Origin of the sequence: Paraburkholderia sp. BCC1886 (assembly GCF_900996245.1) — a bacterium.
Lineage (GTDB): Bacteria > Pseudomonadota > Gammaproteobacteria > Burkholderiales > Burkholderiaceae > Paraburkholderia.
In genome coordinates, this window is the sequence record NZ_CAAJGK010000107.1 from 84763 (window position 1) to 108055 (window position 23293).

Consider the following 23293-nt stretch of genomic DNA (forward strand, 5'->3'; position numbering starts at 1 on the left):
GCGCGTGGCGCCTCGTCGGGCGGATCGCGATCGCTTATGTGTGGCTCGACGCATACTGCCATGCCTGTCTGTATTACGTCACGCGCTCCGCGTAGCTTGAGCACGAAATGCAACACACGTGGAACATGTGATGACACGGACTGCTGAACCATGCTGGACGAGTCATCGAGCACGATCTCGCGAACCACGGCGATGGCAGGTCTTGCTTCACGACGCATCGGTTTATGTATGTCGCATCACTAACGGACTGCTCTGTATAACCGGTGACTGACCTGCGCAAGGCAGGCAGCAGGAAGAGTCGAAAAACGTTGGGTGGACATGCGCGCTCCTCTCTATCTCTTATCGCTGTCCTGGCCGAATGTCTTCGTCGACCGGAGCAACGATGTCCCGGCTTTTGGTCCCGGTGTTCCCGGGCTTTTTTGGGGTCTCAGGTTCTATGCTTTCGGACTTCGTTCGGGTAGCGCAAACGCAGCAGGCCGGCCGCGCTTGCGTTATCCCTCGATGGCGGCAGGCTTGCCGCCATCGTCGGTGGCACTTACTTCTTCGACAGACCGCCGAGCAGACCCGTGACGAGCGACGTCACCGGCGACAGCAGGTTGCCGGACGAGCTGCTGCTGGTGGTGCTCGACAGGCCGGCAACCGTGGTGGTCGTCGTCGCGGTCGTCGCTGTCGTCGCGGTTGCGGTCGTGGTGGTCGTGGTCGCTGCGGCGGCGCCGCCGAGCGCGCCGGTCACGCTCGACAACAGGCCGGTGACCGGAGCGAGCGGGCTGCTGGTGCCGCCCGTCGCGCTGCTCAAGCCACTCGTCACGGTCGAGAGAAGGCCCGTGACAGGCGCGAGAGGATTGCTGCTGCCGGTGGTGGAACCGCTAGCTGCGCCGGTCAGCGTGCCGGTCACGGTCGAGAGCAGGCCGGTGACCGGTGCGAGCGGGCCGGTGCTGCCGCCCGTGGCGCTGGTCAACGAACCCGTCACCGTCGTGAGCAGGCCCGTGACCGGTGCCAGCGGGCTGGTGCCGCTGGCGCTGGTGCCGCCCGTCAGACCGCCGAGTACGGTCGTGAGCGAAGCCAGCGGGTTAGTGCTGCTGCCGCCGGTGAGCAGACCGCCGACCGAGGCCACGGTCGTGCCGGTTGCGTTCACCGTCGAGCCGAGTGCCGTCGTGATCGGGTTGTTGCCGGTGCTGCTGATCGTGCTGCCCACCTTGCCGATGCCGCCGCCGAGCGTACCGAGCAACGTATTCAGCGGCGCGCCGAGGCCGGTGGCGGTGCCCACTGTTTGCGTCGTCGACGCGATGACGGAAGTGATCGGCGTGATGGCGGTGCTGAGCGTCTGCGTGACCTGCTCGACCGGGCCCGTCGACAGGGCCGTGGTGAGCGTGCCGCCGCCGTTGGTGACGGCGCCGCCGAGGGTCGATACCAGACCGCCGAGCGGCGACGTGAGAGCGGACAGCGGAGCGAGCGGGCCGGTACCGAGGCTCGTCACGAGCTTGCCGGTATCGGTGACTGCGTTGCCCACGTTGCCGACGACACCACCGACGCTCGCGACCGTGGTACCCACTGCGTTGTTGCCGGTGCCGAGCTGGCCGAGCCCGGCGTTGACCCCATTGCCCAGCGTCGACACCGCCGAGCCGAGATCCGATACGACGGCGCCCGTTGCCTGCGTCGTTGCCGTGCTGACGCCCGGCAGCGTTTGCGAGCCGATGACCGTGCCGATGCTCGACACAGTTTTACCCGCGCCGTCGATCACACCACCCGCATTACCTGCCACTGTGCCGAGAGCATTGGAGGTCGCCGTGGTGGTCGAGCCGGTTCCAGTGCCCGTACCCGTACCTGTGCCGGTACCTGTTCCCGTGCCCGTGCCCGTCCCGGTGGTGCTGCCGGTGGTGGTACCCGAGCCACCCGACGCCGATGATCCGCTTCCGCCGCTGGTCGAGAGAGTTCCGCCGGCAGAGCCGCTTCCGTCGCTGCCCGTGCCGGAACTGAGGCTTCCGGAGCCGCCGCAGGCGGCCAGAGAGAGCAGAGCAGCAACGCTTGCTGCGATCAGGGTTGTTCGTACAGTGATGCTGGTCGTTTGAATGGTCATGGCGCCCTCGAGTTGAATCTGTAGTTAGGTGGTGCTGCGTGCCTATATCTGCACAAGCCATGCCATTTCTGCGGAGCAACGCGAAAGATTTTTTGAGCGATTGGTGAAAAGCCATACGCAATATGGTTTTCAGGGCATTGGTGGAGTGCGTTCCGAATCAGATAACCGGCTTTAAAAACGATCGGCTAAACGTTTGCGCGGGATGCGTAACGTTACGAGTCCGGGGCGTCGTTACGGCGTGTCGCGTAACGCAACCGTGATACGGCTTCCTGATTCGATTGAAACGGGAGGTTCAAACGTTCTGTTCAAACAAACATTTAGTGGGGCGAATCTAACCTATGGTTAGTCCTATGTGCTGCGGCCTACAGATTGTCGTTAACTTGAGTAGTGGTTAAAACGCATACAGTGCGTGGCCCGCAGCATCGAACAATTGCTTAAATATGTTTGTTCGGATATAAAACGCGGAAGCATCAGGATTGTTGAGGGAGGTGGGTTATCGAACAGACAGCTCATAAAAATCCGTATCACTGATGGTGGCTGCAAGGCAGGGCGCGCACGGCGTAACACGTGAGACCGAGGAATGAGAGACCGCCGGTCCGCAACGCTGGTAAACCCTGGCGCTAGAAGCAGCTGGTATAGAACGAAATCAAATCAAGTCCGAGGGTTCAAAAATGAAAAAGCTTACGCAGCGTTTCCTGAGAGAAAACAAAGGCGTGACGGCAATCGAGTATGGTCTGATTGCGGGGCTGATGGCGGTGGCACTGGTCACAGCTGTTGGATACGTCACCGGCGGTCTGAGTACTGCCTTCCAAAGCATTGCAACGGTCCTTACCAGCCACAGCTGACAACTCGATGGCGGCAATTTTCTACGAGCGCAATTGAGGCGCGTCGGCTTCGGCCGACCGGCTCTTTGTGAACTCTTGAAAACAGTCATTTGATATCAATGCGAATTGCTTAATGCGGTTCGCATTGAGTTATCTCGCGTGTCGAGTCCATTATGATTTTGTCAGCTGCCAGTATTCTATTTATCGCATGGACTGCGGCGGTCGCTATATGCGATTGCCGCAGTCGGCGCATTCCCAATTCGCTAGTCGTTGCCGGGTTGGCGGCAGCATTTATTTGCGCGTTCTTTCAGTACAGCCCATTTAATGTCCCGACCGGCCAGGCGGTAATAGGCGCCGTGGTCGGGTTGCTGGCGTTGCTGCCGTTTTTCGCACTCGGCGTAATGGGCGCGGCCGACGTCAAGGTATTCGCCGTACTCGGCGCATGGTGCGGTGTCCATATGCTGCTCGGACTCTGGATCGTCGCCAGTGTGGCGGCGGGTCTGCATGCACTCTGGCTGCTGATCACGACGCGCACCCGGCTTCCGGTCATCGGCCGCTCGGCTACGCCGACTTTCGCGGTAGCCGGCAAGGCATCGACACCCTATGGCGCATGTCTCACGGTGCCGGCCTGCGCGTGGCTCCTTTTGCAACTGTCCAATAGCGTGCCGAGATGAAAACTTCAGTGAACCAGGTCGCAGCGCATCGGAGCCTGTTCGATCGTTCCCGCCGTGCGCGTCGCCAACGCGGTGCGATGGCGGTTGAATTCGCGATGGTGTTTCCGCTGTTCTTCGTGGTGGTCTACGCCATCGTCACCTTCAGCCTGATGATGGTGGCCCAGCAGAATCTCACGCTGGCCGCGGAAGAGGGCGCGCGCGCCGCGCTGAACTGGCAGACCAACACGTCCGTGCAAAGCGCGCTGACCAACCGCGGAGCGGCTGCGTGCAAAGCAGCTGCAGCCGTCACTGCCTCACTCGTGTCGACAGCTACCTGCACGTCCACTTCCACCGCTTGCGGAACGAACAACGCGATGTGGTGCGTCAGAGTCCTGTTGAGCTACAACTATCTCGCGCACCCCATCCTGCCCGCTATCCCATTCATCAGCATGACGATGCCGAAGTCGCTGAACAGCGCCGCCACCGTCCAGATCAACCCGGAGAACCTTCAGTGACGCACGCGCCGGCCTTTCGCCTCCCTGTCCAGCAGCGCTCGTCCGGGCGCTCGCACGGTCTGGCATCGTTTAACCGACGCAGTGAGCTGTCATGCCGAACCTGACCAAAATTCTCGCTGGCGTATTGATCGTCATCGCCGTGCTGCTAGGTGTTTTTGCCTGGACCCTGGGCCGCCGTCCGGCTCCTGTGGCGCCCTCCACGGCGGTGCAGGCCAGTTTCCCGGTCGTCGTCGCGACGCACCCGTTGCCGGCCGGCAAACCCATTACCGCCGACGCGCTGCGCGTGCAGTCGCTGCCGATCAATCCGAGCGGCGCGTTCACGGATCCGGCGCAGCTCGTCGGCCGTGTGCCGAGCGCGGACATCGGTCCCGAATCGCCGGTCGTCGAATCGCAACTGTCGTCCGGTCTCGCGGAACACATCGAGCCAGGCGAGCGCGCGCTCGCGGTACGGGTCGACGAAAGCAACGCGGTGTCGAACCGCCTGCGGCCCGGCAATTTCGTCGACGTGTTCTTTACGCTCAAGCGCGATGGCAGCGGCATGAACGGCGAAGTGGATCAGACCCAGGCCCGTCTGCTGATGTCGAAGGTCAAGGTGCTTGCATTCGGTAGCGCGACCGTGAGCGGAGATAGCGCCGCCGATCCGAACGGCGCGGTACGCACGGCCGTCCTCGCGGTGCCGGTCGCCGACGTCGACCGTCTGACGCTGGCCGAGAGCGCGGGGCGCCTCGTCTTCGCGTTGCGTAATCCTAAAGATAACGACGTCGTCGACGCCACCGCGTTTGCACCTCTGCCTGGTGTGCTCAAGGTGGTGGCTCGCGCAGGCACCGGGGCTTCGACGCCGGACTCGACATTGGACTCGACGAAGGCTGCGGCCGGCGTATCGCTCGACGCCTTGTCGGGCATGGGCAACGCCGCCACGCCGGCCGCGAAAATCGCGCCGTTACCGCATTTCCCGGCGCCGGCGCCGATGCGCACGGCGGGGAACGCGACGAACAGTACAAAAAGCGGTATCGAAGTGATACGGGGTGGGCGAGCCGAGACGGTCGCCTGGTAGCAGTTTTCGGGAGCGGGCGGGCCACGCGCGTCCATAAATACATGACAAAACGGATTTTTGTATTCGGTAAGGCAGCCTGTGTCAGCGCGGCGTTGCTGGCCGTGCCGGGCGCCGGCCATGCTGCGAGCGCTGCCGACACCACGCGGCACACCCGTCAGGCGCGAGCGGCGAAGCCGGCCACGTCCGCCGAGCCGCAGCAGGCATTGACGGCGCAAACCGTAGCGCTGACGGTGGGTGGCCAGCAGCAGGTCGCGACCGGCCATGTCTTGCAGCGCATCGCGCTGGGCGACCCGACCGTCGCCGACGTGCTGATCCTGAAAGGTGCGGGCCGCAGCGGCGTGCTGCTGGTCGGCAAGGCTGCGGGCACGACCTCGCTGATGGTCTGGGAGCGCGGCCAGGACGTACCGGTGAAATACACCGTCACCGTGATCACGCCGGCCGCCGCGTCGTTGCTGGGACCGGATACGCCGAGCGTCAACGTACTCGGCGGCACGGCATTGGTAGCGGGCTCGGCGTCGACCATGGAAGCGCATCAACGCGCCGTCGTGGCAGCCGAAGGATCGCTGGGCAAGGGTGGTGCGGCGGGTAAGGACGGTGGCGTCGCGGTCGACGGTTCGGTGTTCGATACCTCGACGATCGCGAGCCGCTCGGTGGTGCAGGTCGACGTGCGGGTCGTCGAGTTCAGCCGCTCGGTTCTGAAGGAAGCGGGCTTTAACTTCTTCAAGCAGAACAACGGTTTTACGTTCGGTTCGTTTGCGCCGTCGGCGTTGACCTCGGTGTCGGCGACGGCAGGGTCCGCGCCGACGCTGACGAGCACCTCGCCGATCACGTCCGCATTCAACCTGGTGTTCAACTCGGCTTCGCACGGACTGTTCGCCAACCTGAGCCTGATGGAGACCAACAACCTCGCGCGCGTGCTCGCGGAGCCGACCCTGGTGGCGCTGTCCGGTCAGAGCGCGAGTTTCCTCGCGGGCGGCGAGGTGCCGATTCCGGTGCCGCAGGGGCTCGGGTCCACGGCAATCGAATTCAAGTCGTATGGCGTCGGTCTCACGCTGACCCCGACGGTGTTGAGTCCGCAACGCATTGCGCTGAAGGTCGCGCCCGAAGCCAGTCAACTCGACTTCGCCAACGCGGTGACCATCAGCGGCGTGTCGGTGCCGGCCTTCACGACGCGGCGTGCGGATACGACGGTCGAACTGGGTGATGGCGAGAGCTTCGTGATTGGCGGTCTGATCGACCGGGAGACGGCGTCGAATGTGTCGAAGGTGCCGTTGCTGGGCGACCTGCCGATCATCGGCGCGTTCTTCAAGCAGTTGAGTTACCAGCAGAACGAGAAGGAGCTGGTGATCATCGTGACGCCGCATCTGGTCTCGCCGCTGGCGAAAGGCGCGACCTTGCCGTCGACGCCGGGCGAGCAGTCCGAGCAGCGTAACGCGCCGGTGTGGCGTTCGCTGATCGAAGGCGTGGCGGCCGGCGACGCGGCGCCCGGGTTTTCGAAGTGACGCCGGTGGTCGCCCGGGCGACATACCGGTCTGGTGTAGAGGCAAGTCGACGGGCGTGCGAATCGCGCGCGTTCGCTGACACGCAGTACGACGCGGCGGCTCCCCAGCCGAACCCGCAAAAGGATGTTCACCATGAACGCGAGAACATATTCATTGACTGAACGAGCAGTCACCGACCACTTCGTGTTCGCGTCGCTCGCCGACGAACACGTGCATTGGCTCGGCCAGACGCTGATCGGCGTCGGCGCAGTCGAGTCGGCGACGCTCGATCCCGCGATGCTGATGCAGCGCATCGCGACGCTGAATCCGTCGCTGGTGTTCGTCGACTTTTCCGGCGGCCGCGGTGCCGCGGCGAGCGCGGCAGCGAGCACGGTGCGCACCGCGTATCCGACGCTGCAGATCGTCGCGCTCGGCTCGCTCGCCGAACCGGAGAGTGCGCTGGCCGCGCTGCGTGCCGGGGTGCGCGATTTCATCGACCTGTCGGCGCCGGCCGAGGACGCGCTGCGCATCACGCGGCAGGTGCTCGACAATCTGGTCGAACCGGTCAGCCGTCATGGCCAGGTCACCGCGCTGCTCGGCGCGCGTATCGGCATGGGCGTGAGCACGCTGGCCGCCAATCTCTCGGTGATGCTGCAACGGCGCGACGTCGCGCAAGGCAAGCAGGCCGCGCTGCTCGATCTGGGCTTGCCGGCGTCGGACGGTTCGCTGCTGCTGAACACGCGCAGCGAATTCAACTTCGTCGAAGCCGTGCGCAATCTGCGCCGCTTCGATCAGACCTTCGTGCATACGGCACTCTCGCATCATTCGAGCGGTCTCGCGATCACCACGCTGCCGCCCAATCTCGCCGATATGCGCGAGGTGTCTTACTCGTCGTCCATCGGCTTGCTGAACCGCTTGCGGGCCTTCTTCGACCAGCAGATCGTCGATCTCGGCGGCTTCACGAATAGCGAGTTCATCTCGCACGTCGTGCAGGCCGCCGACGAAACGTGGCTCGTCTGCGACCAGGGCGTCGCGTCGATCGTCTCCGCGGTCGGCGTGCTCGATGCGCTGCGCGAAGAGGGCGTGGACACGACGAAGGTGCAACTGATCGTCAACAAGTTCGACGTCGACCTCGGCCTCGCGGCCGCGCAGATCGCGCAACGTCTGGACATTCCGTTGCTGGCCTCGTTGCCGGAGCGGCGCGTCGCGCTCGGTCAGGCGGTCAATCAGGGACATCTGCTGGCCGATTCGGCGGCGCGCGACCCGTATGTCCGCGCCCTCGATCCGCTCATCGAGCGACTCGCCGGCGCGAGCCAGGCGGCGCCGGGCGCGCGTGGCAAATCGACGTTCGGCTCGCTCAAACGATTCATTCCAACCTCTAACAAGCGGTCATAAACGATGGCAAAAGAGATTGAATTTGCCGACGACGCGCCTTCCTTCGCGCATAGCCAGCAGTTCCAGGACATCAAGAACGCGGCGCACGAACATCTGCTCACGCGTATCGAGGAACTCGGCTCGGAGTTCGGCCGCTGGTCGCGTAACGCGATCAACCAGTTCGTCGATCTGGAGATGGACAGCTTCGTGCGGCTGCGCCGGATCCCGATCAACGAGAGCGAAGTTCGCCTGATTGCCGAGGCGTTGACCAAGGAACTGGCGGGCTTCGGTCCGATCGAGGATCTGCTTGCCGACCCGGCCGTCGAAGACATTCTGATCAACGGCTACAACGACGTGTACGTGTCGCGCCACGGCATTCTCGCGAAGATCCAGATGCGCTTTGCCGACAACGCGCATCTTCTGCGTATCGTGCGACGCATCCTCGCGCCGATCGGCCGGCGTCTGGACGAATCGAATCCGATGGTCGACGCGCGTCTGCCGGACGGCGGACGGCTGAACGTGGTAATCGAGCCGCTGTCGATCGACGGCCCGATCGTCTCGATCCGGAAGTTCCGCAAAGACCCGTTGCGTCCCGACGATCTGCTGGCCAACGGCACCTATAGCGAAGAAGTCGGCGCGCTGCTGCAGGCTGCGGTCGCGGCGCGTTGCAACGTGCTGGTGTCGGGCGGGACGAGTTCGGGCAAGACGTCCTTGCTGAACGCGCTGGCGTTTCATATTCCCGAAGCCGAACGGGTCGTGACGATCGAAGATACGGCGGAGCTGTCGCTGAATCACCCGCACGTGGTGCGGCTCGAAACACGGCCGGGCGGTTTCGACGGCGCGGGTGTCGTGACGATTCGCGACCTGCTGCGCAATACGTTGCGGATGCGGCCGGACCGCATCATCGTCGGCGAAGTGCGCGGCGGTGAAGTGCTGGAAATGCTGCAGGCGATGAACACCGGCCACGACGGGTCAATGGGCACGGTCCACGCAAGCTCGCCGCGCGAGTGTCTTTACCGGCTCGAAATGCTGGCGGGTTTCGCGGGTTTCCAGGGGACGGAGTCGAGCTTGCGTCGCCAGATCGGCAATGCCATCGACTTCATCGTGCAGATCGGACGGCTGTCCAATGGCCGCCGGCGCATTCTGTCGGTAACCGAAGTGACGGGGCTCTCCGACAACATCATCGCGACGCAGGAGCTGTATCGCTACGAGCCGATCGTGACGGCCGAAGGCGAGGAACTCGATAACTGGGTGTCGCTGGGCATTCACCCGCATTCGCCGAAGCTGGCGCGGTTCCGGCAGGCGCTGGGCGGCGCGGTCGCGGGCAATGGCTTCGGCAACGCCGGCTTCGGTGGTGGAGGCGGCGGTTTTGGCGGGGGCGGTGGTGGTGGATTCGGCGGGGGCTTCAATGTCTAGCACGGTACTGGTCTTCGCTGCGCTCGCGCTGTTGTGCGCGGCGGGTGCGCTGCTGCTGTTGCAGCGTAGCGCGCAGCGTAAGGATCAGATGAGCGCCGAGCGGTTCATGGATAGCCGGATGGCGTCGGCGGCGGCTGCCGCGACCGGTCCGGCGGGCGGCAACGGTGCCGCCGGCGGTTCGCGCGCGGCGCCGCAGGCGCGTCCTGCGTCGGCCTCCGCGTCCGCAGCCGTGATGATCGCGCCGACGGCGCCGGCCGCGGGTGCCGATTGGGGTCTGCGTCTGCGCTATCAGCAGGCTCGCCTCAATTTCATCGTGCAACGCGCGATGGCGCGGGCCGGCATCGCCAATGCGCGTATGCCGGTATTGCTGACCCTCACGGTCGTGCTGTTGCTGTGCATCTGGGCCACGAGCCTCGGCGGACTGGCGGCCGGGGGCGCCGCGCTGTTCGTCTGCGCGACGTTCATCTATTTCCTCGTGACGATCCGCATCAACAAGCGGCGTCAACGGATCGTGCGGCAACTGCCGTTGTTTCTCGATGGCATCGTGCGTCTCATCACGCTGGGCAACAGCGTGCCCGCGGCGTTCCAGTCTTCCTTGCTGACGACCGAAGCGCCGCTGCGCGAATGTCTGGACCATGTATCGCGGATGCTGCGCGCCGGCGTCGAAATCGATCGCGCGCTCTATCAGGTGGCGGTCATTTACGACGCGCGCGAACTCGAACTGGTCGGAGCGGTGCTGCGTCTGTCGGTGAAATACGGCGGTCGCGCGGACGTGATGCTCGACCGTATTTCGTCGTTCATGCGCGACCTCGAACAGGCCGAGCGGGAACTCGTGGCGATGTCGGCGGAAACGCGCCTGTCGTCGTGGGTGCTGGGGCTGCTGCCGATCGGCATCGGCGGTTTTCTGATTCTGACCAACCCGAAATATTTCGGGACGATGTGGTTCGACCCGACCGGCCGCAAGCTGGTCTACCTCGCATTCGGTTTGCAGGTGCTCGGTTCGTACCTGCTGCATCGCATGGCAAAGCTGAAGAGCTGAAGGACAGAAGATGGAAGCTCATCGCGTAGGCGCACTCGCACTCGGTCTGGCCTCGTTGGCCGTACTGCTGATCGCGGCCGTGCTGATCGTCCGTATCCTCGCGGTGCGACGCAGCGAGCGTACGCTGGTGCGCGCACTCGACGCGCGCGCCGTGCAAAGCGCCGCGCTCGCCGCGGCGGCGCGCGGCCCCGATCGGGCCGACAACGGCGCGCCCGCGCGGAGCGCGCGGCCGCGCGGCGTGAAGGGGCTGCTCGATCGTTTCGCGCATGCGGGCGTGCGCTGGCTCGATACGCCGGTCGGGCGGCAGGTGGTGGCGGAAGAAGACCGGCGGCTGCTCGAACAGTGCGGTTTCGTCGATACGCGCACGCGCGGTCTGTTCCTGATCGCGCGGGTGGTCGGCGTAGTGGTGCTGCCGCTCGCCGCCGGCTTGCTCGCGGGCGGTCATATGTCGGGCCTCACTTACCTGACCTTGATGATCATGGCGGCGGCGGTCGGCTTCATGGCGCCGAAGATTTACGTGACGCGGCGGGCGAGCCGGCGACGCGAAGGCGTCGTCGAAGAGTTGCCGATGATGGTCGATCTGCTGCGCTTGCTGCAAGGCGTGGGGCTCTCGCTCGATCAGAGTCTGCAGGTGATGGTCAGCGATTTCCGCTCGGTGTTGCCGGTGCTGTCGAGCGAACTGGAAATCGCGCAGCGTCAGTTCGTGGCGGGCCGCACGCGCGAGCAGTCGCTCAGCCGCTTGTCCTCCAGCTTCAATAACGAGGATCTGAATTCGGTGGTGCGCCTGCTGGTGCAGGTGGACCGCCACGGCGGCGCGGTTCAGGAGCCGCTCAAGCAGTTCGGCGACCGTCTGCGCGACGCACGACGCGCGATGTTGCGCGAACGGATCGGCCGTCTCACGGTGAAGATGACCGGGGTGATGATTCTTACGCTGTTGCCCGGCCTGATGATCGTCACCGCCGGGCCTGGCGTGCTTGCCGTCGCGAAGTCGCTGAACTCGATGCATCGTTGAGGATTTGAATCATGGTTCACGGTAATCCGGTCTGGTCTTTCAAGCGCGGCACGAAGCGCAGCGGGGCGCGCGCGGGCGCCGCGTCTTTTGCGTCTTACACGTCGGTCGCGGTGTGCATGTTGCTGGGTGCGTGCGCGTCGAGAGAAGCCGGCTACGGCGTCGGACCGCAAGCCGAACGTGCGATGTTCGCGCAGCAGCAGAACGGCAAGGAGCCCGCGCCGGATACACCCGGCATGTATCTCGGGCTGATCGATCAGATGCAGTCGCAGGGGCTCTACTATGCGTCGCTCGCGCATATCGACGCGTACGAAAAGCAGTACGGTTCGACGCCGGAAATCCTGCTGTTGCGCGGCGACGCGCTGCGCATGACCGATCAACCGGCAGCGGCCAGCACGGCGTATACGCAGCTCCTGAAGACGCCGCTCGCGGCTCGCGGTTATCGCGGACTCGGTCTGCTGGCGGGCGGAGCCGGTGACTTCGACGGCGCGACGAAAAATTTGCAGCAGGCCGCGCAGCTTGCACCGACCGATCCCGTCACGCTGTCGGATCTCGGTTACGCGCGGCTGCGCGACGGCGATGTGAATGGCGCGCGGGTGCCGTTGATGCAGGCGGCGCAACTGGATCAGAAGAGCGTGAAGATCGTCAGCAACCTCGTGCTGTTTCTGCTCGCGAGTGGCGAGCAGGCGCAGGCGCTGGCGGTGATGAACCAGCAGAAGCTGGCGCCCGAAGTGCGCGTTGCGATTCGTGGCGACGCGGCGCGGGTGGCGGCAGCGGAACGCGCGCGTGCAGCGGGGGCGCAGACGTCGGTAACACCGGCCGCGTCGGTGCCGTCGCAATCGGGTTCGGCAAGCGCCGTGGCCAGTGCGCAAGGCGTCGAGCCGGCGCCGCGCCTGTTGCAGCGATTCGCGCAATGAACGGCGAGGCAATCAGGGAAAAGACATGAAAAAAGAATCGATGAAACGGGGTAGGACGATGACGACGGTGCGCTCGATTTTCCGCTTGGCGCTCGCGCTTGGATTGACCGTTGGCGGCGCGAACCTCGCTCTCGCGCAATCCGGCGAAGCGCAGGCGCCGGTCGCGCGCAGCGAAGTCGGTCATGCGACGCTCAGCTGGCTCGATCTGCAACGTAGTAACGCGCAGGCCGCCCCTGCGACGCCGATGCTGGGCGCCGAGGCGGGACTCGCGTATCGCCGTTATCTGGAATCGTTCAAGAGCAAGATTCCGGATCTTTACCAGTCGGCGTTGGGCTCGGGCGGTTCGCAGTCGGGCTCCGGGTCGGGCACGGGTTCGCATTGATATGCGCCTGCGCCTGCTTCCCATGATCTTTGCCCGGCGTGCGGTGGGCCCAGCGCACGCGCGTCGTCGGCGCGCGGTGCCCGCACGCCGTCAGCATGGTTCGATCGCGGTGACGGCGGCCATTTTTCTCGGCCTCGCCGTCGTGGCGCTCGGCTCGCTCGACATCGGCAATGTCTACTACGCGCGCCGCCAGTTGCAGCGCACCGCGGATATGGCGGCGCTCGCGGGTGTGCAGGTGATCAGCACACCGTCGGGTTGTACCGCGGTCACGAACGCGGCGCAGTTGAACGCAACCAGCAACGGCTTCACCGCCGACGGCAAGACGACGACGCTGACCACCACTTGCGGGCGCTGGGACACGACGTCAAAAACCTATTTCGGCACGACCGGCAATCCGCTGAATGCCGTGCAGGTCAAGGCTGCGCAGAAGGTGCCTTATCTGTTTCTCGGCCCGGCGCGCAATGTGTCGGCGACGGCAACGGCGCTGAGCACGAATATCGATGCGTTTTCGCTGGGCACGTCGCTCGCGACGATCAACACGCAACAATCCGCGTTGCTCAATGCGATTCTCGGCGGGCTGTTGAAGAGCACGGTTTCGCTGAGTGTCGGCGATGTGCAGAGCCTCGCGACCGCGCACATCAAACTCGGCGATCTGATGACGGCGTTGAGTGCGTCGACGATGCAGGGCTTGCTGCAAACCACCGTGAGCTATCAGAACCTGATGCTGGCGATGGTCGCCGCGCTGCAAGCCGGCGGCGACACGATCAACGCCGCGATTCTGCAGAAGGTCGCGGTGTCGATTCCCGGTGGGCAAAACATCACCATCGGGGATGGCGGTACGTCGGCGCCGGGACTGCTCGCGCTCGGACTCGCCAACGCCAATTCCGCCGCCACGGCGACCATCAACGCGTTCGATGCGCTGATGGTCGCCGCACAGATCGCGCAGAGCAATGCAAGCGGTACCGCGCCGGTGATCAACGTGGCTGCCGGCATCGCCGGCGTGGCGGGCCTGACGCTGCAAGTCATCCATCCACCCGTGCTGGCGGTGGGTGAGGCCGGTACGAACGCAGACGGCACGCCGCGCACGAAGGCGCGCACGGCGGTGGTGAATGCGACGGTGCAATTGACGCCGGTGCTGTTTGCCAATCCGCTGGTGATCGGCGTGCCCGGCGTGCTGGCGGTGTCGGTATCCGCTTTGAGCACGCCGCTGGTGTTGAGCCTGAACGCGGGTAGCGGCAAGGCGGTGTTGACTTCGGTCGATTGCGAAAGCAGCAAGGCCGCCACCAATGCGGTGATCACGGCCAAGCCGGCGATTGCCAATGTCTGTTTGTCGGGTAGCACCTCCTGCTCCGGGTCGGTCAACGTCGCGTCGGTGACGGCATCGGTGCCGCTGCTGACGGTGACGGTCGCGAACGTGGCGTTGAATAGCACGGGCTGGTTGAGTCTCGGACCCAGCGCCTCGACGCCGCTGACCTTCAACGGTTCGACAGGCAGCTTCGACTCCACGCAAAGCGTCAATTCCAATGCAATCGGCAGCGACGCGTCGGCATTGACCACAGGCGTGCTCAACGTGCTGCCCACCATGCTGCAAATCGGGTTGCTGAATAATGCGATCAACATTTCCAGTCTGTTGCAACCTATCCTGACTGGCGTCGCTAACGCGCTGACGCCTTTGCTTACCCCCGTATTCGGTCTGCTCGACACCGTGCTGGTGCCCACGCTTTCCCTATTGGGCGCACAGGTCGGCATTGCCACCGTCCACAACATGTCGCTCCAATGCGGCGTCGCGCAACTAGTCAACTAGCGTAACCAAGACAAGATGAGAACCACCACCAAAATCGAGGAACTCGATATCTACGTCTGGGAGGGCAAGGCCGACATCGTCGACCGGGTTGCACGCTGCATGGCGAGCTTCGAAGTCGAAGTGATCCGCGCGGACGACATTGCGATCTCGCCCGAACGGACCGCGATGCGCCCGTCGCTGGCGATCATCAGCGTCTCGGTGATCGAAAGCGGCGCGCTGGTCATGCGCGACTGGCAAGCGGCGCACGGCATTCCCGTCGTGTGGGTCGGCGCCGCGCCGCGCGAACACGACCCGGCTGCGTATCCGTCCGAGTATTCGCATATTCTGCCACTCGATTTCACCTGCGCCGAACTACGCGGCATGGTCATGAAGCTGGTGCTGCAATTGCGCGCGCATAGCGCCAAGACGCACGCGTCCGACAGCATGATCGCCAACTCGGAGTGCATGCAGGCTTTGCTGCACGAGGTCGACACCTTCGCCGATTGCGACACGAGCGTGCTCGTGCAAGGCGAGACTGGCGTGGGCAAGGAGCGCATCGCGCAATTGCTGCACGAAAAACATACCCGCTACGGCCAGGGTCCGTTCGTCGCGGTCAACTGCGGCGCGATTCCGGACGGCCTGTTCGAGTCGCTCTTTTTCGGTCATTCGAAAGGCTCGTTCACCGGCGCGGTTGTCGCGCACAAAGGCTATTTCGAACAAGCCGACGGCGGCACGCTGTTCCTCGACGAAATCGGCGATCTGCCGCTCTATCAGCAGGTCAAGCTGCTGCGCGTGCTCGAAGACAGCGCGGTGACGCGCATCGGTTCGGCCACGCCGATCAAGCTGGACTTCCGGCTGGTCGCGGCCACCAACAAGCATCTGCCGCAACTGGTCAAGGACGGGACGTTCCGCGCCGATCTCTACTACCGGCTCGCCGTGATCGAACTGAAGATTCCGTCGCTCGAAGAGCGGGGCGCGGTCGACAAGATCGCCATCTTCAAGGCGTTCATTGCGCAGATCGTCGGCGCCGATCGTCTCTCAGCCTTACCGGATCTTCCCTACTGGCTCGCCGACGCCGTCGCCGATACGTATTTCCCCGGCAACGTGCGCGAGTTGCGCAACCTGGCCGAACGGATCGGCGTGACAGTGCGCCAGATCGGCGCATGGGACGCGGCGCGTTTGCAGCGTCTGCTGGCGCTCGCGCGAACGAGTCAGCCGGTGCCCGCGGAAAGCGCCGCCGAAGTGCTGGTGGATCGCAGCAAATGGGATATGGCCGAGCGTAGCCGCGTGATCGCCGCGCTCGACGCAAACGGCTGGCGGCGGCAGGATACGGCACTGTATCTGGGCATCAGCCGCAAGGTTTTGTGGGAGAAGATGCGTAAATACCAAATTTTTGATGAAGAGCCTGAAACGCGCGAAAGTGAGTAATAATGAGACGGCTTTTTTAAAACAAAAACTGTTCAAGCAGGATTTACATGGACCGAAAGTCGAATCTACGACAGATTGCGTTGGCCGCATTGATCGCGTTGGGCACTGTTCAGGTTGCCGGCGCGCAGGCTTTGGCAAATGGCGCGAGCGCTGCCGTCGTTTCCCAGCCGGGTACCACGGCTCCGTTGCCGGGTACGCCGCAGGCAGGTCAGCAGGGCGCGACGGCCCTGACGCCGGACGAAGCAAAGCAATCCGCCGCGGGCAATGTCGCGGAACTGCAGCAAATGATCCGCGGTTCCGATCTGAGCGAATTGCGCACGACGTACAACGGCAGCTACGGTGCGAGCCTGCTGTTCTACGGTAAGGAGATGACGTATTACGTCGCGTTGTTCCAGCAGAAAAACTTCTGGCGCGTCATCAAGACGCAAGATGCGACGCGCGCGGACATGATCTATCAGGGTTTCGCCCGTCAGACGCAGCAGTTGTCGGAAGTGGAAATTCGCCGCACCCAACTCGAGGCGCAAAAGGCCTTTACCGAACGGATGATCGCCTTGTCGCAAGACCGTGCGAATCGCCTGCAGGCCGATCTCGACGTGGCGCATCAGCAGCAGAGCATCGTCGCGAGCCAGCAGCAGCAAACGCGGGCCGAAGCCACTGCGTTGGCCCAGCAGAAGGCCAGCGCGCAGGATCAGTTGAAGGCGGCACAGCGCCAGGTGCGCGAACTGCAGCGTCAACTGGATAGCGGGTTGCCTACGCAGTAATCGACGCGCGATGCAGGCGGGAAGGGTGGCTTGAGAGGGCTGCGCTTCTTGCCGCGCAAACTGCCGGGGTGTCTTGCGCGAGCCATTCGTGGTTGATCGACGAGCCGCTATTCTGCGGCTTCGCTTTCCCATCTTTCCCTAGTGTCGTTTCCCGGTTTTGGCCGGCGAATCGTGCGTCGGCGCATGAGCAGGCTCGCTCATATCCACGGAAACCGGATCGCTGGCGGGAAAACTTTCGTCGAGCGCCTCGTCGAGCCGACTTTCCGCTGAGGCGGCCGATTCCTCGGACTGTTGCGGCGTTTCTTTGGCGTGCGCAGGGGATGGCTTTGGCCGGGTCATGACAGGCTCCATGGGAAGAAAGTCGATGTTCCAGCATAAAGCAAAGCGGTAGCTTCGAGTCGAGAACCTGCTGACTCGGACAGCGGACTTGCAAGGGAAGAGTTTGCTGCGAGGAATTTCGCAGCGGCCCAGATGCGCTTAAGGCTTCCGGACCGCCGGGGCGGTGCGTTTATTCGCTGCCGCCGTTGTTGCCACTACCGTTGCCGCTATTGCCGCTATTGCCGCTATTGCCACTGTTACCACCATGATTGCCGCCGCCATGGTTGCCGCCGTCGCCGCCGCCCGTGCCGAACAGGCGCCGACGCCGTGTGACGACCACCGGGCCGTCCGACGTCCCGCTGCGCTCGGGCGCCGGCCGGTCGGACGATGCGCCATACGATTCGCGGGGTTCGCGGGGTTCGCGCGGTTCACGATGATGGTCACGTGGCTCACGCGAACCGTGCGGGCCGCGTGTGGTGTGTTCGCCGTGCGCAGGGCGGCCGGTACGAGGCGCCGGACGCGTGCCGGTGTCGAGCTGGACCGTCGAGATCGCGCGCTTGTAGATGCCTTGCAGGCCAACCGGCGTGCGCAGCATTACCAGATACTGATCGAACGACTCGATACACCCGGTCAGACGAATGCCGTTGACGAGGTAAATCTCAACGCGCTTTCGTTCTTTGCGCGCTGCGTTCATAAAGTCGTTTTGCGGATGCGATTCTGCAGAAGCCATGGACAATTCAGGTTAGAAAGACGGTTGTTCGCCGCGATTCTACCCTGTGTGGGGGCAGACCGTCGGCGGGCGAACTGCCGTCCACTATAACGGCTTGTGCGCACATAAGCATCCGATAACTATTAGCTGTAACGTTGCGTTACGAATCTGCCGACGAATAGCGCGCTCTTCGGACAGCGAAACCCCGCCCACGCCCGCCTGGCGGATAAAGCAAGCTACCAGGCAACCTCAGTCGCAAGCGGTTTGCGACGCGCGGCAATGTGCCGCGCTCGATCGATCAGAATTTATACGCCTTGTTCTTCGGATCGAAGGTCGCGTCGTCGAACGTCGTCGGCGTGATGGTCTCGAAGACGATCTTCTCGAAGATATTGCCGTCGTTCCCATACGACTCCACCGTGCGGAAATACGGATGCCGGAGATCGAGTCCGAGCGTCTCCTTCTTCGCATAGAACTGCGGCTGACCGGTCGGCGTTTCGAAAGTGAAGGCGACCACCCGCACGCCGTCGATCGTTTTGACTTCCACCTGCGTCGAGCGCGGCAAACCGGCGGCGATGTATTTCTTGCCCTCGCTCAGGTATTGATCGGCGATGTACTCGGTGCCGAGATCGCGGACCTGATGGTTCGACTGCGCGCGCGCCAGCGAGCCGGTCAGCGAGGTCCACAGCGGCATCACGTTGAGCATGCCGCCCAGGTGGCCGTACATCTCGTCGCTGCGTTTGGACTCGTCGTAGATGATTTCCTGGCCGGCATGCGCGCCGTCCGGCAGCCAGCGCGCGTAGATCCGCAACGGGTCGTGGGCAATGCGCACCAGCATGTGGTCGGCCTTGTCGGGCCACTGACCATGTATGCGCTCCGTGCGCGACATCGTCAATTCGTAGGACGGGTAACCGTTCGGCCCTTCCTTGATATAGCGCGGCAACGCGAGCGGATCGAGCGACTGGAACAGCGCGACCAGTTGGGCGTCGTCGAGCTTTTCCATCGCGCCGCTTCGTTGCGCGGCGCGCAACCATTTGACCTGCTGATCCAGTGTGAGCTTGCCGACCTGCGACGACGGCGTGGTCGGCGCGGCGACCGCGCTGGCGGTCTCCAGCGGCGGCGGGGTGGCATCGTTCTGGGCGAACGCGAGCGGCGCGCCCAGCGCCAATGCGGCGGTGAGCAAGGTGCGGTTCAGCAGGCCTACGGACAGGCTGCGCTTCATGAGTCTCTCCGGAAAGTGGCGCCAGCAATGAGAGGGCGCAATGTGCGTGCCTGTCGGTTGGCTCTCATTTCTCCGTCAAACCGCCTTCTGCTTCGCTAACTCTTCGTCGCGCAACGCACGACGCAGGATTTTGCCGACATTGGTTTGCGGCAACTCGTCGCGGAACTCGACCAGCTTCGGCACCTTGTATCCCGTGAGATTTTTGCGGCAATGGGCGATGACCTGCTCGGCGGTCAACGAGGGATTGCGCTTGACGATGAACACCTTGACGCGCTCGCCCTGTGCCGCGTCCGGCACGCCGATGGCCGCGACTTCGCGCACGTCCGGATGCGCGGCGATCACGTCTTCTATTTCGTTCGGATAGACGTTGAAGCCCGACACCAGGATCATGTCTTTCTTGCGGTCGATCAGGCGGATATAGCCTCGCGTGTCCATCACGCCGATATCGCCGGTGGCGAGCCAGCCGTCCTCGTCGAGCACCTTGGCGGTTTCTTCCGGGCGGTTCCAGTAGCCCTTCATGACTTGCGGGCCTTTAACGCACAACTCGCCCGCCTCGTCGATGCTGGCCCAACTGCCGTCGTCCTTGCGAAAGCGCACCTGGGTGGACGGGGCGGGCAAACCGATCGAGCCTTCGAAGTCGCGCAGGTTCGTGATCTCGACCGGATTCATCGAGACGATCGGCGAGCACTCGGTCAACCCGTATCCTTCGATAATCGGTTTGCCCGTCACCTTCTTGAAGCGCTCGGCGACGGATTTTTGCGTGGCCATGCCGCCCGCCATCGCCAGCTTCAGATTCGAGAAGTCGCGTTTGCAGAACTCCTCGTTCTCGAGGAACGCGTTGTACAGCGTATTCACGGCCGTCATGCCGGTGAACTTCTCGTGACGGATGATCATCATCACGCGTTTCATGTCGCGCGGATTCGCAATCAGGATGTTGCGCCCGCCGAGTCCCATGAAGATGAGCGCATTCACCGTCAGCGAGTAGATGTGATAAAGCGGCAGCGGCGTGAGCACGGTTTCGATTTCGCCGGTCAACTGGCCTTCGGACCACGCCTTCGCCTGCAGCAGATTGGCGATGATATTGCGGTGCGTGAGCATCGCGCCTTTGGCGACGCCGGTCGTGCCGCCGGTGTACTGCAGGAACGCAATGTCCTGATGCGCGAGCCGCACCGGCGTCAATGGCCGCGAGTAACCGGCCGACAGCGCGTCGAGTAGCGACACGGCCTGCGGCAGCTTGTACGCCGGCACCATCTTCTTCACGTGCCGCAGCACGAAATTCAACAGACGTCCCTTCAGATTGAGGCCGTCCGCGAGCAGGTCGCCGAGCCCGGTCACGATCACGTTCTGCACCTTTGTGCCGGGCAGCGCGTCCTCGACGGTCTTCGCAAAGTTCTCGAACACGATGATGGTTTGCGCGCCGCTGTCCTTGAGCTGGTGCGCAAGTTCGCGCACGGTATAAAGCGGATTGACGTTGACCACCACGCCGCCGGCCTTCAATACGCCGAACAGCGACACCGGATACTGGAACGTGTTCGGCAACATGATGGCGACGCGCTCGCCGGGTTTGACGCCGAGGCTTTGCAGATACGCCGCGAACGCCGTCGCCTTGCGGCCGAGTTCGCCGTAGGTCATGTTCGCGCCGACGCTCACGTACGCGACCCGCTCGCGGAACTGCGCGATGCACTCGTCGAAGAACTCGACGACCGACTGATACTGGCCGACGTCGATTTCATGCGCAACGTCCGCGGGATACGACGCGTACCAGATGCCGTCGGTGTTGGGCGCGCTCGCCGCCGCGCTGGCCGCCGCTACCGGTTCCAAGGCGCTCGGTGCGCTTGCTTGAGTCGTGCTGGGCTGGTTCATCGTCGTCTCCTGAAGCCGTGGCTTCCTTTGTCTGTGCGCTGGTCTCGCGGCCAGTCATCGAGCCAATCAAAAGCAATGTCGAAGCGCTTGTTGTGCGACGCCGATGCGCTCGCCGTGTTCTCTCTCAGCGCTCCAGAATCGCGACGACGCCTTGGCCGCCCGCCGCGCAGATCGAGATCAGTCCGCGCGCGGTGCCGGCCGGTTTGTCGAGTTGCGCGAGCAGCTTGGCCAGCCCAGCGACGATCCGCCCGCCGGTCGCCGCAAACGGGTGGCCGGTTGCGAGCGAACTGCCGTTCACATTCAGCTTCGTGCGATCGATCGCGCCGAGCGGCGCGGACAAACCGAGTTGCGTGCGGCAATACTCTTCGTCCTGCCATGCGGTGAGCGTGCACAGTACCTGTGCCGCAAACGCCTCGTGGATTTCGTAGTAATCGAAGTCCTGCAAGGTGAGTCCGGCACGGGCGAGCATACGCGGTACCGCGTAGGCGGGCGCCATCAGCAAGCCTTCTTTCTTGTCGAAGAAATCGACCGCGGCGCTTTCCGACCAGCTCAGATAAGCCAGCACGGGCAGTCCACGCGCGGCGGCCCATGCCTCGCTCGCGAGCAGCACCGCGGACGCGCCGTCGGTCAACGGCGTCGAGTTGCCCGCGGTCAGCGTGCCGGCGTCGCGGTCGAACACCGGCTTCAAACCCGCGAGCTTTTCGAGCGTCAGGTCTGCGCGCAGGTTGTTGTCACGGGCGAGGCCGCGATACGGCGTCATCAGATCGTTGACGAAACCGCGCGCATAAGCGTCCGCAAGCTTGCGATGACTCTCGTAGGCGAGTGCGTCCTGAGCCTCGCGCGAAATGTTCCAGCGCTTGGCCATCAACTCGCAATGTTCGCCCATCGAGAGTCCCGTACGCGGCTCGCCGTTACGCGGCAACAGCGGCTTGAAAAACATCCCCGGGCGCAGTTTGGTCAACGCGCCGACACGTTGTCCGGTGCTGCGGCCGCGGTTGGCTTCGAGCAGGATCTTGCGCATCTTTTCGTTGACGCCGATGGGCGCGTCCGAAGTCGTATCGACGCCGCCCGCAATGCCGGCTTCGATCTGTCCGAGGGCGATCTTGTTGGCGACCAGGATTGCCGCTTCGAGTCCGGTGCCGCACGCCTGCTGCACGTCGTAGGCGGGGGTTTCCCTGGCGAGCGTAGTGGACAGCACGGACTCGCGCGTCAGGTTGAAATCGCGCGAATGCTTGATGACCGCGCCGGCCGCGACTTCACCCAGACGTTCGCCATGCAGGTTGTAGCGATCGATCAGGCCTTGCAGCGTGAACGTCAGCATGTCCTGATTCGACGCCGTCGCGTAGGTGGTGTTCGAGCGGGCAAACGGAATCCGGTTGCCCCCGACGATGGCGACGCGGCGCACGGCTGGCAGCGGGTTGGACATGCTCGGCTCTCCTTTTTCCTTGAAGCGTTTTCTGGTGGATGAACAGGGTGATGCGCTTACTTTGCGTCGTACATGGCGGGTTCCGTGCGGCGCGCGTCATTGCAGCCGCCATTGCATGCGGCCGCGCAAATGCGGCTTTTCGCCGGCGATGTCACGCACTTCGAGTTCCCGCTCGATCAGCGAGGGTGACGCGCTCCACAACGTGGCTTCGCCCGGCAGCAGCATCGGCACCTTGAACTCGGCGGACAGCGTGGCTTCGGCGAGCGGCTTGGGCGGTTGCAGCGCGGCGGCGGCGCGCGCGAGTGTCCACATGCCATGCGCGATCGCGCGAGGAAAACCGAATGCTTTCGCCGAGAGCGCGGTGACGTGAATCGGGTTGTAGTCGCCGGATACTTTGGCGTAATCGCGGCCGAGCTGCGGCGGCAGTTGCCAGCGTGCGATGCGCTGCAACGCGTCCGTGTGCACGTCGAGTGCGTCGAGCGGGTCGCCGCTCGCGGAGACGCCGCGCTTCAGATAGACGCTGTCGCCGTCCCATACCGCTTCGCCGCGCCGGTACATGCGCGTGTGCAGCACCAAGGCCTGGCCCTTGTCGTGGCGCAGCAGCGCGCCGAATTCGACTTCGACGCGCAACATGTCGCCTGGCGTGAGCGGCTGACGCAGTCGCACGTGGTTGCTCAGATGAACGAGCCCGAGCGCGGGCCATGGAAACGTCGGATCGGTGAGCAGCAGCAGATGCAGCGGAAACGCGAGCAGATGCGGATAGGTGAGCGGCACGCCATGCTCGGGAATGAAGCCGCATACGCGGGCGTAACGGGTGATCGCTTCGGGTTCGAGCGCGACGGCGGGGCGCACCAGACGCAACGCAGGCAGTTGCGCGGCGCGTCCGCGTTTGACGATGCCGGTGAGCGCGCGCGAGTAGAGTCTGGCCGGCGCGGGCAGCGGTTCGACGACCAGCGTCTTTGCGCGACGCCCGGCGCTGTCCGTTGCGTCCGACGCGCGGCGCCCGCCCGGATCGCCTGAAGATGGATCACCCGGTTCGCGCATC

The 23293-nt window shown here is 64.0% G+C and carries 21 protein-coding genes; 14 read left to right on the forward strand and 7 right to left on the reverse strand.

Features of this window, described 5'->3' with window-relative positions; translation table 11 throughout:
- Window positions 1-535: 535 nt before the first annotated feature.
- Entirely contained in the window at window positions 536-2077 is a 1542-nt protein-coding gene (locus tag FQ746_RS30755; protein ID WP_144113589.1) for a collagen-like triple helix repeat-containing protein, read from the reverse strand.
- A 671-nt stretch (window positions 2078-2748) separates the two neighbouring features.
- On the opposite strand from FQ746_RS30755, the gene FQ746_RS30760 reads away from it, so the two are divergent.
- The 14 genes from FQ746_RS30760 to FQ746_RS30825 all read left to right on the forward strand — a co-directional run bounded on the left by FQ746_RS30760 (window position 2749) and on the right by FQ746_RS30825 (window position 16713).
- On the forward strand, window positions 2749-2922 hold the full coding sequence (locus FQ746_RS30760; protein ID WP_144113590.1) for a Flp family type IVb pilin: 174 nt from the start codon (window positions 2749-2751) through the stop codon (window positions 2920-2922).
- 152 nt (window positions 2923-3074) lie between these two features.
- Complete coding sequence (locus tag FQ746_RS30765) at window positions 3075-3575, forward strand: prepilin peptidase (RefSeq protein WP_144113591.1); 501 nt, start codon at window positions 3075-3077, stop codon at window positions 3573-3575.
- Window positions 3572-4069 (forward strand): TadE/TadG family type IV pilus assembly protein, encoded by a 498-nt coding sequence (locus tag FQ746_RS30770; RefSeq protein ID WP_144113592.1) that lies wholly within the window; start codon window positions 3572-3574, stop codon window positions 4067-4069. Before FQ746_RS30765 ends, FQ746_RS30770 begins: the two co-directional genes overlap by 4 nt.
- A gap of 91 nt (window positions 4070-4160) precedes the next feature.
- A complete protein-coding gene (gene cpaB / locus FQ746_RS30775; RefSeq protein WP_144113593.1) occupies window positions 4161-5123 on the forward strand; it encodes a Flp pilus assembly protein CpaB in 963 nt (320 codons plus the stop codon).
- A gap of 41 nt (window positions 5124-5164) precedes the next feature.
- Window positions 5165-6625 (forward strand): type II and III secretion system protein family protein, encoded by a 1461-nt coding sequence (locus FQ746_RS30780; RefSeq protein ID WP_144113594.1) that lies wholly within the window; start codon window positions 5165-5167, stop codon window positions 6623-6625.
- Window positions 6626-6757: 132 nt separating this feature from the next.
- Window positions 6758-7999, forward strand: a complete 1242-nt coding sequence (locus FQ746_RS30785) for a fimbrial protein (RefSeq protein ID WP_144113595.1) — start codon at window positions 6758-6760, stop codon at window positions 7997-7999.
- Window positions 8000-8002: 3 nt separating this feature from the next.
- On the forward strand, window positions 8003-9394 hold the full coding sequence (locus FQ746_RS30790) for a CpaF family protein (RefSeq protein WP_144113596.1): 1392 nt from the start codon (window positions 8003-8005) through the stop codon (window positions 9392-9394).
- On the forward strand, window positions 9387-10433 hold the full coding sequence (locus FQ746_RS30795; protein ID WP_144113597.1) for a type II secretion system F family protein: 1047 nt from the start codon (window positions 9387-9389) through the stop codon (window positions 10431-10433). The genes FQ746_RS30790 and FQ746_RS30795 overlap by 8 nt, the downstream gene beginning before the upstream one ends.
- 10 nt (window positions 10434-10443) lie before the next feature.
- Complete coding sequence (locus tag FQ746_RS30800) at window positions 10444-11445, forward strand: type II secretion system F family protein (protein ID WP_144113598.1); 1002 nt, start codon at window positions 10444-10446, stop codon at window positions 11443-11445.
- Between the two features lie 116 nt (window positions 11446-11561).
- On the forward strand, window positions 11562-12359 hold the full coding sequence (locus FQ746_RS30805) for a tetratricopeptide repeat protein (protein ID WP_144113793.1): 798 nt from the start codon (window positions 11562-11564) through the stop codon (window positions 12357-12359).
- 25 nt (window positions 12360-12384) lie between these two features.
- Window positions 12385-12741, forward strand: coding sequence for a DUF3613 domain-containing protein (locus FQ746_RS30810; RefSeq protein ID WP_260854224.1), 357 nt, complete (start codon window positions 12385-12387; stop codon window positions 12739-12741).
- Between the two features lie 76 nt (window positions 12742-12817).
- Window positions 12818-14545 (forward strand): TadG family pilus assembly protein, encoded by a 1728-nt coding sequence (locus tag FQ746_RS30815; RefSeq protein WP_260854225.1) that lies wholly within the window; start codon window positions 12818-12820, stop codon window positions 14543-14545.
- Between the two features lie 15 nt (window positions 14546-14560).
- Window positions 14561-15952: a sigma 54-interacting transcriptional regulator gene (locus tag FQ746_RS30820; protein WP_144113599.1), complete on the forward strand. Its 1392-nt coding sequence runs from the start codon at window positions 14561-14563 to the stop codon at window positions 15950-15952.
- A 47-nt stretch (window positions 15953-15999) separates the two neighbouring features.
- Window positions 16000-16713: a DUF2968 domain-containing protein gene (locus FQ746_RS30825; protein WP_144113600.1), complete on the forward strand. Its 714-nt coding sequence runs from the start codon at window positions 16000-16002 to the stop codon at window positions 16711-16713.
- A gap of 138 nt (window positions 16714-16851) precedes the next feature.
- Here FQ746_RS30825 and FQ746_RS30830 read toward each other — a convergent pair whose 3' ends face one another.
- From FQ746_RS30830 to FQ746_RS30855, 6 genes are all read right to left on the reverse strand, one after another.
- On the reverse strand, window positions 16852-17052 hold the full coding sequence (locus tag FQ746_RS30830) for a hypothetical protein (protein ID WP_144113601.1): 201 nt from the start codon (window positions 17050-17052) through the stop codon (window positions 16852-16854).
- A 169-nt stretch (window positions 17053-17221) separates the two neighbouring features.
- Complete coding sequence (gene hfq, locus FQ746_RS30835) at window positions 17222-17761, reverse strand: RNA chaperone Hfq (RefSeq protein WP_144113602.1); 540 nt, start codon at window positions 17759-17761, stop codon at window positions 17222-17224.
- 277 nt (window positions 17762-18038) lie between these two features.
- Complete coding sequence (locus FQ746_RS30840) at window positions 18039-18959, reverse strand: DUF1571 domain-containing protein (protein ID WP_144113603.1); 921 nt, start codon at window positions 18957-18959, stop codon at window positions 18039-18041.
- Between the two features lie 75 nt (window positions 18960-19034).
- Window positions 19035-20822: an AMP-binding protein gene (locus FQ746_RS30845; protein ID WP_144113604.1), complete on the reverse strand. Its 1788-nt coding sequence runs from the start codon at window positions 20820-20822 to the stop codon at window positions 19035-19037.
- Window positions 20823-20946: 124 nt separating this feature from the next.
- Window positions 20947-22248, reverse strand: coding sequence for an acetyl-CoA C-acetyltransferase (locus tag FQ746_RS30850; RefSeq protein WP_144113605.1), 1302 nt, complete (start codon window positions 22246-22248; stop codon window positions 20947-20949).
- Between the two features lie 96 nt (window positions 22249-22344).
- Window positions 22345-23292: a MaoC/PaaZ C-terminal domain-containing protein gene (locus tag FQ746_RS30855; protein WP_144113606.1), complete on the reverse strand. Its 948-nt coding sequence runs from the start codon at window positions 23290-23292 to the stop codon at window positions 22345-22347.
- Window position 23293: the final 1 nt, after the last annotated feature.